The sequence below is a fragment of the Candidatus Odyssella thessalonicensis L13 genome, assembly GCF_000190415.1.
Lineage (GTDB): Bacteria > Pseudomonadota > Alphaproteobacteria > Paracaedibacterales > Paracaedibacteraceae > Paracaedibacter > Paracaedibacter thessalonicensis.
Genome location: NZ_AEWF01000013.1, coordinates 22,460 through 32,187, shown reverse-complemented (window position 1 = coordinate 32,187; position 9,728 = coordinate 22,460). Strand labels below are relative to the sequence as shown.

The 9,728-nt window shown below is 43.8% G+C and carries 4 protein-coding genes; all 4 read right to left on the bottom strand.

Annotated elements, in window-relative coordinates:
- Positions 1–60 precede the first annotated feature (60 nt).
- Complete coding sequence (locus HMO_RS0112980) at positions 61–1,017, bottom strand: IS5 family transposase (protein ID WP_010304313.1); 957 nt, start codon at positions 1,015–1,017, stop codon at positions 61–63.
- 42 nt (positions 1,018–1,059) lie between these two features.
- Positions 1,060–1,233 (bottom strand): hypothetical protein, encoded by a 174-nt coding sequence (locus tag HMO_RS17145; protein WP_010304310.1) that lies wholly within the window; start codon positions 1,231–1,233, stop codon positions 1,060–1,062.
- A gap of 88 nt (positions 1,234–1,321) precedes the next feature.
- Positions 1,322–1,963: a hypothetical protein gene (locus HMO_RS0112970; RefSeq protein WP_010304307.1), complete on the bottom strand. Its 642-nt coding sequence runs from the start codon at positions 1,961–1,963 to the stop codon at positions 1,322–1,324.
- Positions 1,953–9,419, bottom strand: a complete 7,467-nt coding sequence (locus HMO_RS0112965) for a DUF637 domain-containing protein (protein WP_010304305.1) — start codon at positions 9,417–9,419, stop codon at positions 1,953–1,955. The genes HMO_RS0112970 and HMO_RS0112965 overlap by 11 nt, the downstream gene beginning before the upstream one ends.
- Between the last annotated feature and the right edge of the window lie 309 nt (positions 9,420–9,728).

Sequence of the window (9,728 nt, the reverse complement as noted above, 5' to 3'; positions counted from 1 at the left end):
GGTCATGGCATTGTTGCTTAAATGGATTAAGATGTCAGAAATATCCTAACCAAATTATTTTTAACAAGCTTTAACAGATTTAGGCATACCCAGACTTGTCATTTTATTGAGCATACAACAAACTAAATGAGATTCAGCATCTTGATTTGGTAAAATTCTTGAAGATAATTTACGCCCAAAGATCGTTTTTAAACGGTAAAAGGTATTTTCAACTTTGTTTCTGCGGCCAAAGTTATTCTTGTAATACCAAGCCCAATAGCCTTTTTCTTTAATGTATTTTACGGTTTGATCTCTCGTAGATGGATTTGTTTTAGAACGCACGACAGCTTGGCTTGGTGGCGGAATAAACGGTTTGATAGCTTGACCTTCTAAAAATTCATAAATTTGATGACTATCATAGCCCCCATCTGCTAGACAATCTGTCATATAAGAAGCATTGCTTTGATCTATCAAAGAAGGCACACAAGCTCTATCATCTGTATGATGGTCCGTCAAAACTCGAGCAGTAATGTCCCCTCCTTCTTCCACACCAATGTGCAACTTACGCCAAACCTTGCGGTTGTATTGCTTGCCATGTTTCGTTTCTAACCATTCTTTTTCACCAAATACTTTCAAGCCTGTTGAATCAATAACTAAATGAGTCGGTTCATTTAAAGAAGGTAAACGAAGACAAGATAAGGCTTGGGCTGCTCTTTTTGATAAACGGCTGAATTCTGGTACAGGCAATATCTTTCCTGAAAGAGTAAATAACGATTCAATCAAACCTATCACTTGCCTTAAAGCTAACTTGAATAAATGACGAAAAGTTAGGAGGAGATTAATACAAGTCTGAGAGTAAACTAAAGGCCGTCCCCGTTTTCGTTCTTCTGTTGAAGGAGCTAACCAGCTTTCGTCAAGATCTTCACTTAACCAAACGGTTAAAGATCCTCTTTGCTTCAAAGCCTTATTATACTCACGCCAGTTTGTTACTTTATAAGAAATCTTTTTGTTTGAAAATTTGCTATTCTGCTTCTTCATAAATTTAGACCACCAAATCTATTGCAGCCTATCTCCTATTTATCAGTTCATAGGTATTTTGGCAACAAAGTGATCGGCAATTGCATCACCAACTTTACTTTCCATCTCTTCAGGCAAGTATCCTTCGTTATTTTTCAGAGTTCTTTTCGCTTGATTAAATATTTGATTAATTTCATCAGCACTTAAAATATAATCAAAATCTTCCTTATCCACCATTCGGCTTACCTATCTCAGCGCTGATTAAAGAGTAATATCTCCTAGTAGTTTAAGGCCCAAGTTAGGCCTTAACTTAGCTACTAGAGGATTAAGGATTCGGAATATTAAGGGTTTTAGGATCGACCAGCTCAACATTCGGTGCATACTGGCGCATCAACTGATGGATTCTATCCCAATCTACCTGCTCATTAATATACTCGTGTGATTTTTTATCACCCAGATTTAATATTTTAAGCTTTTCATTATATTTGAACGGAATATCACATACTTCTATAATTCCATAGTATGCTCGCGCTCTCATCAAGTAGTTGGAAGATTGAGATAAGACTTTGTAGAGGTCTTCTAATACAGAGGAATCCTTAGTGTTTCTATAGTACCCAAACCAGATTACAAAGGCGATACGTCTAGTATCATCAGCTCTAGTTTCATCATGCCAAATCTTGTAAGCTTCCTCTCTAAAGTTAGGATCATAAATTTTATGCGAGAACCCTAACGATTGGATAGCTTCTTCTTGGAGATGATCCCAAGGATAATTCAAATAAGCCCAAATATCGTCAGTGAATTGATAATATCCCTCTCGTCCAGCATCGGCAATTGCTCTACCTACTTTGATTTCTAGTTTCTCGGGTAGGTATCCTTCGTCATTTCTGGGTGTTTTCTTAGCTTCCTCAAAGATCTGTTTGATCTCTTCAAAAGTCATTATATAATCAACATCTTTCTCATCCACCATCTGGCTTACCTATATTTTTTGTATATATATCTAATAGTTTACTTGTGTCCTTAATACTTTCCTCGAGTATCTTCCTTGCTTTTTCCGTCCCCGGAGATTGAAACAAACGACTTCTTGCTTCTCTTAATATTTCAATACGGTTCTTTATCCCAGCACTCGCCTCATTAAGCTCCTTTATGTGATCTGCTGGCTTCAGCTCCCCTATCTTTCTATCAGGCGTCATAATCACTATACCACGATCTTCTTTTAGAACTCCAGCTACGTCGTCGGGCGATAAATGTTTTCTTACGGCTTCTTCTGTTTTACTAATTAACCGTCGAGTCTCCTGCGGAAGATCCGATAAATCTGCCTCTCGCCATTTTTTTAAGTATTTATTGCGTGCTTGAGTACATTCTTGGACTTTATGAAGCTCTTCTACTGTTAAGGATACAGGCGTATGCCTGCCCTTCTCCGTAAGCTGCCTCTCTCCTTTCCCGCGTGTCTTTACTTTTGCTTGCGGAGTTGAGGAAGACTTAGTGGTTTGGGACACCAATCTTTCGACAGCAATTTGTGACTGGCTTGCTTCAGCTATAGATCTTGAGCTTGCAGAGGCTGAGCTTGTTGGCTTGCGGGCATATTTCTTGCTTGCGGCTCCACCTAAGCTGGATGCTTTGGCCTTACCTCGTCCCACATTGAGGAGATCGAGCGCTAACAGGGTGGTTCCACTCATCGCTTTAGCGACACGGCGGTTTTGCAATAACTCGAAGTCATCACGGGCAATCTGTTGAGCATAATCATTGAACTCATCACCTTGGCCGTGGGCGTAGTCATAGAGTAACTCTCCCATCCTAGCTGCAGCCAAGCCCCCAAGCCCTCCCAGAGCCGCTCCAGGAATAGCTCCAATACCGCCTGCAGGTGCTCCCGTGCTAAACCCGTACATCATTCCTTTCGTGATGAAAGCCGAATAGCTGGCCGTCCGTAATAAAGGCGCACTCTCCTGGACAAGCTGCTGGCTATAGCCAATAGTCTTTGTTAACTTCTGCTTTGCTTGATCAACCATCCACGCGGAAGCAGGATGGCGATGCGCATAATCATCTAATTTACAGCCAAGACCAATTAAGAACTGGCTTTTTTCTTCAAAATAACGAATAAAGGAACTTGCTTTGTCAATGGACTTTTGCACCAAGCGATCAACCGTGTCTAAGTCCCCTGTCACCGCATTATGCATCATCAGGCCTAGCACTTGCTGATTGACCATCAGCTCGCCAGCTTGATTAGCTTGATACCTTGCCTTCTCTAAAAGTTCTTGCTTGGCTAACAGCTTTTCAAGGTGTTGGATCTCTTTCTCGTACTCTTTATACTTATACTCTAAAGCTTCCTCGTCTTCAGCACTTAAGGCAAGTTCACGAGCTAAGCCTGGATCCAGCTCACTCATTTGTTCTAGAAGAAGACGAGTGTTTAAAAAGATTAATGTATTATTCTCCACCGCATTGGTGGCGCCTTGAATAGCGGCATCGACATTCAGACCGGCAGCAAAAGCAGCCGTGGCGGCGGCAAAGCGGCCCCAGCTGGCTGCATGGCGTAGGCGTTTGGCGTCATCAGAAGAATTATCGCCACCGCCTTGGCCAGGAGCTTTTCCTAAAGCCTCAGCCGTTGTTTCAGCGACCACGGCGCCCCCACCGGCGGTAAGACCGTCACGCAAGCGGTCTCCCGTGCTGCTGGCATAGCCGAGACCAAATCCGATCCCGAAATGCATGGCTTTGTGACCTACATAGCCAAGTTCATTTTGGGCATACCATTGGCCAGCTTTGTTAGCGCCATAAGCGGCAGCTGTGTCAATGACAGTGGTCTTGGCGCCTTCGACTAAGTTGCGTCGCAAGCTTTGGCCGCCTAAGGTAGATTTGACGCCCGCTCCTACGCTTTGCTGTAAAAGGTTGTATTGAAAATGGCCCTTCAATAATTCGGGATTGGTGGCGGTTTTAACAAAGCTTGCCTCTGGCTTCTTGATGTTAAAATGGCTGCCAAGCTGAGCGGTGGCGCCCGCTGTCGCGACAGAAACCGCAAAATTCTTCAGATAATCTTTATTAAGAAGAGTTTTGGCCCCTTTTAAGGGGTTGCCATTATTTTGCAAGGTGCCGGTGGCCAGTTGGGTGGCCACACTAGTCACAGCGACATCAAGCATAGCAATGGCAGTGGCGTTGCCCGCAAGACTTGTAATGCCGCTGGCAATTAAGGTTCCCGCGCCAGCTGTTAAGATCGACATGGCTAAAGCAATTAAGGAGATTAATCCTTTGCCCGGCCCTTGAACCATTTTATGTTCACTTCGATGTAGCTCCTTCAGAAACTTTATCTCAAGCGCGCCTCCATGCTGTTTAATGTGTTGGAAAAACTCGTTAGCTTGGCCCTCCACTTGTTGAACTACGGTTTGTTGAGAGTGAATATTCACCGTCCCGGTGAAAGTCGGCTGAGCATAGGTCGTGTCCTCCTGACTGCGCATTCGCATACGGTTCCAAGCGAGACTGCTACTGCTCTTAGAGGATTGCGAGAAATATTGATTTACGCCCAAGAGAATCTCAACCATCCCTTGTAAAGCTGTTAGATTCGTCTCTATCGCCTCAAAGGTGGGGTGGGTGGCGGTGATCTTGCCCGTCAGAGCTGTAATGTTAATCTTTTCACCTTTGAGGTGGACGCCTACTGACGTTGCCGTGCCTTCTACCCCTTGATGAGTTTTTTTCTTTTTGAGGTAGCCTTTTTCGGTGGATTTGACTTGACGAGAAAAAGTATTGTGCGCATCATGCAGCTCCACATTTTTTACAGCCACCAGATCAATTCTTGGCGCTTCCACATAGGTTGCTTGAAGGGCAATATTATTTCCCGCCTCTTCGATCACCTGTCCACCTGAAGTATGCTGGGACCCCAGCGCGGTGGAGGTATTGGTCTGGATGCGCGCTTCTTTACCTTTTTTGCGAGGATTTTCAACGTACTGAGTCAACACTTCAAGCGGCACATCAATAATATCAGCTAATGCTTTGATGTGGGTCAACACCCCAGAATGGGTCTGGGCACTAACCATAATAACATTCTGCCCCCCGTATATTTTGAGAATCTCTTTGACATGGATCCGAGCTTGGGAGGATATGGATTCAATAAAACTCTCCGGCCCTGTATAAACGCGCGTTTTAAGCGATTGAAGTACCACATGCTCATAGAGGGAGGCTAGGAATGCATTTTCAGCTTCAATATCTCCATGAATTGTGATCCTGGAATCACTCAGAAAGGCTAATAACTTGGTTCTGATGGTACTATAAACTGTAACAGAACTGGCCTCGTCTTCACTTTCTTGGCGGGTCACAGAGGAAGAGCCCTCTTTGACAGCGACTTGCTTTTCTGTATCTTTTGCGGTTTGATGCCAGGTTAAAGCACGAGAATTAATCTGCTGAACAATCTCTGGGTTTTCTTCAAAGATGTTGAGCACAGCTTGCTGAAGTTGAGGTTGGTCTTGAAAATACTCAATCACCTCTATGGCAGACATACGCTCCGGGAAGATCCCTAACACGTTAGTGCGGATCTTGCCGCCTCGCTGCGCTCTAGCTTCTTCCAGAAGCGCTAAGGGGAAAAAGATTTTAGGATTGAGCTGCTCGAGACCCTCTTCATTACCAGAGAGCGTATAATAGATGAGCGGTTTATCAGGAAGGGCAATAATCTTAGAGTTCTGAGTCGTCAATGCCACAGAGAGTTGCACTGGGTCAAGGCCTGAGGTCATTAAGTACTCACTCGCATTGCGATGAAGTTGCTTGGCGAAGTCTTCATCAATAGGCTGACGGTCATAAATATAACCGCGCATCAATACCTCTTGGCATTCTTCACGGACTCGATCGACAACCATTTTAGGGGAGATCGAGAAAATTGTATGGCCGTCCGGTTTTTTGATGCCTTCGGGGGTGAGAATCACCACGTGGTCGAATATGTCTCGGTAAAATTGTTCTGCCTTGTCCGAATCAAACCAGAACCGTTCCTGCATTTTAAAGAGAATTTGCGGTTTTGTCGCTTTCTCAATAATTTCCCGCAAGTCGGGGGCAATATAGGTGGTATGAAAATTGAATCCTTTGGCGATCAGATCGCGAATGGGATTTTTGGGCTCGATGTAATACGGATTAGGACTGCCTAAGGCTAATTTACCATTTCCGACAAAGATCAGCATAAATGGTGAGGCGACATTTCCTTCTATGGTTGTGTTTGTGCCAGAGAGCACAATCCCTGTGGCCTCACTGAGATTGGATTTATAAACTGCCTGAGACCCTTTAAATCGATCCGTTTTCCCATGAAAGGATAAGGCGTGTAAGAGACAGTTATTATGAGTAAAAGCATTGCGCGCAGAACCGCCGGCCAATAGGAGAGTGACTGCGAGTTGCTCATTGTAGATGAGGGCTTGGCGATAGGTTTCACCTTCCGCCGAGGTCATGTCGACAAATTTGGAGTAAAGAGAGGAGACCATATCCACGTCGTGTAAGTTGATGCTCGCCAAAGTCTTCTGATAAAAGAGGTTGCTGGCCTTAACACTGACACTGGCCCCATCGGGGGCAGAGAATGCACCCTGGACTCTAAAGAGACTGGGTTTGCTTAATACAAAATTATAAGTTAATGGATTGCCATTATTCCGGCACCCCCAGTATGCATGGTAACGGAAGTTAACGGTTCCGGCATATCGTTGAATGAGAAGGTTGCCCGAGCCTGTTAAAGTACAGTCGCCTTCGACTTTTGTCTCAGAGGCTTCACAAATTGAGTCCTGGTCCGACTCAATCTCAAGGGTTTGGGTTTCTAAATTTCCCCGCTGTTCCATATGGCCTTTAAAACTTGTTGTTTCCTTAACATTGACAGACGTGCCATTGCCCCAGGCCTTGGGCAGAGTCAGAAGGTGGCGACCGTCATAAACACCAGTAATTTCTTTGCCTAGAAAGTTACAGGCGACATTATTAATATCGCGGCCCAGGTTATGGGAGCCTGACGAATGATGGAATGAGGCAAATACCTTATGAGTCGGATCTTCAACCAATCGTCCAATAAAGTGACCATGGGGCGCCCAACTTTTAATGTTAAGGGCTTGGACAACGGCGCTCTCTATGTCTAATTTACTAATCAATAAATCTAAAAGGCCATCTTTCAGCAACACTTCAGTCATCTTATGATCGGCAGGGGTAGAGAAGTGTACAGTGGCTTGAGGGACATAGATTTTCAGTCCTTTATCTGCTTGAACGGTCGCTTGAAACCGGATAGTTTGTTCGGGTTGAGGTAAAGGCTTGGTTTTATCGCCAAACCGTTGCTCCATTGCTGCCATAGCCTTCCCATGCAGCTTAATCCCGGACCACCAGATTTCGAGGGTGCCTGTCGTTCGGTACTCATGTAAAAAGTCGAGATCTTGACCGGTGCTACACCACCATCCTGTCCGCTGACAATGAGCTTGAGGACTTAAGTTAAAGGAGAGTACATGCAACCCTAACCACGGTGTTTGGAAAGCCACTTCATGGCTATGAAATTTGCTTCCAATGACAGCGATCCCTTTTTCTGCCGCAACAGTGCCATTGGTCAAAGTTAAATGTTGGCTTTTAGAGTGGTCCCTAAAGATAACATCCGTCCCCTTGATCGTTCCCAGCGCCTTGATAGAAGTATATTCCTGAAAGTTAAGGGTCGTTTGTCCTTTAGCTCCAATCTCTCCGTTTGTGTTGATAAACTGAGGGGTTTGTAAATGCAGGGTTGTACTCTCCATGCCGCTGATGCTGCCACCCTGGTTATCCAAATGAGCTGTTTTAAGTAGGACGGTATTAGCCGCATGGACCTTTCCGTGGACATTGGTCACGCTGTTGACAAGAATCTCAGCTTTATCTGCCGCATGGATATCGCCTTGGGAATTATCGAGCTCTTTTGCTTTAAGAAGGATCTGTTCTCCATTAATAAGCTTATGGTTTTTAATGATCGGCAGATTAATGGTCAAGAACGGAGACTCTATTTTTTTATAATTGTGAATCTCTCCCTTTCCGGAAATGAGCATAGCCATTAGACTGGAAATGAGACCGTGATTCTCTAAGATCCCTCCTTTATAGTTAAACAAAAGTGGAGAAGTTGAAGAGCCCGCTGCTTGGTTTAAAGAAATTGCCCCGTAGTTCTGTCCTGTCCCTGTAAGATTAAGACCATTCCTCCCCTCCAGGTTCCCATAAAGATCAAAAGGAGACGCAATCTCAACCTCTCGATCTCCATAAAAGGTTAGTTGACTGGAACTCTGGGTTTGAAGTTTGCCTATTTTGAGATTGGTATGAGCCTCAAAGCGACCTTTGTTGTTAAGGTTTTGGATCTTACTTGTCAAGTCACCCTGGACATCGTTGAGAACGAGAGAACCTTCGTTTTTAAGCTTCTCAATAAAAAGACCTCCAGTTTGGTGAAGCTCAAAAGAAGCATTGTTATGGTTTAGGAAGACATTAGAGCTTAGCATTGCCTCTTGGAGGTCGATCTGTCCCATATTGACAATTGAATTGGGCACCAACACCAACTCTCTTAAATCGAGCGTTTCTTTGAAGAGGCCCGTCACCTTTAACTCTTTAGCGAGTGTATTAATTGAGGTCCAAGTGGCCAAGAAATCTTGATCCTGGAGGAATCTATAGGGTTTATTAAGAATAATCCGACCTGGCGTAGGCGTGGGAGAGAGGGGACAAATCGAGGTAGAGATAATTAACTCATTGCCGCTGATTTTATTAAGATTGAGAAAGAGAACAGGGTTACTAATGTCTAAGTCAGCTCCTTTTTCGATCAGGAGAGTGTTATAATTAATAAAAGCATTACCGTGGAGATTCCACCCATGACGCGTTTTAAATTCAAGGGTCCCAATATTTTGGAAACTTCCCCGCTTTAAGTTGAAATTATAAAAGGGATTAGAGGAGTGGCCAGCTGTTATCATGCCGGCACTGGCGTCATGCTTCGCCGTAACATTATATAATTCGTTGTTTCCCATTATCACGGACCCATGACTGGCCAGAGATAATCTTGGAATCACACAATCTTTGAGAAAAACGATCCCCGGAGTTTTAATTTTCAGGATCTCATTTTTTAATAGAAAGCTGACGCTATCAAGAATAAGACGACCATCAACTCCCACTTGAATTTTTCCAAGGTGGGGGATTGTCCACTCAATTAATTGGGCTCCATCAAACCCGGGGGCGACGTTGGAGGACCCTTTGAAGGTGGGAAAGTCTACCGTATCACTCTGGACTTCTGTGTACTCTTGAGAGGGGGTATCTGAAGTCTTCTGAAGGACCCTTAATTCGAGAGCGGTTAACTGGCTATTTTCATTAAATTTCTGATCAACTTGAATTTTAATCTTGGCCGCTGTTGCCGGGAGTCCAGCATCCATGGCAAAAGAGGACACCAGCGTCATCTTGATATAAGCGACCAAGACCAAAACATTAACAATTTTACGAAAACTAAACATAAACCGACCTCACAACAAAGCCTCCATGACACACAATCACAGAGGCTAGCAACCAAGCACAAATGTATTTGAATGAGGTTTTAGAAACTTTTTAGAAAATTGGCAATGTTCAAAAATAGTATTTTTTTCTCTTCATGATTAAATTTATGGCAAAAAGATTTAGTAATTATCTAATAACATTAGGAAAATACTTCAAATTTTATTTGAAGGGGAGTTCTAATTAAACAAAGTTCAGGTGGAGTGTAAAAGGATAGCAAGGCTTTCAAGAAGGGCTCAGATAATATTGCGATGAGGGGCAAAAAACCCCGA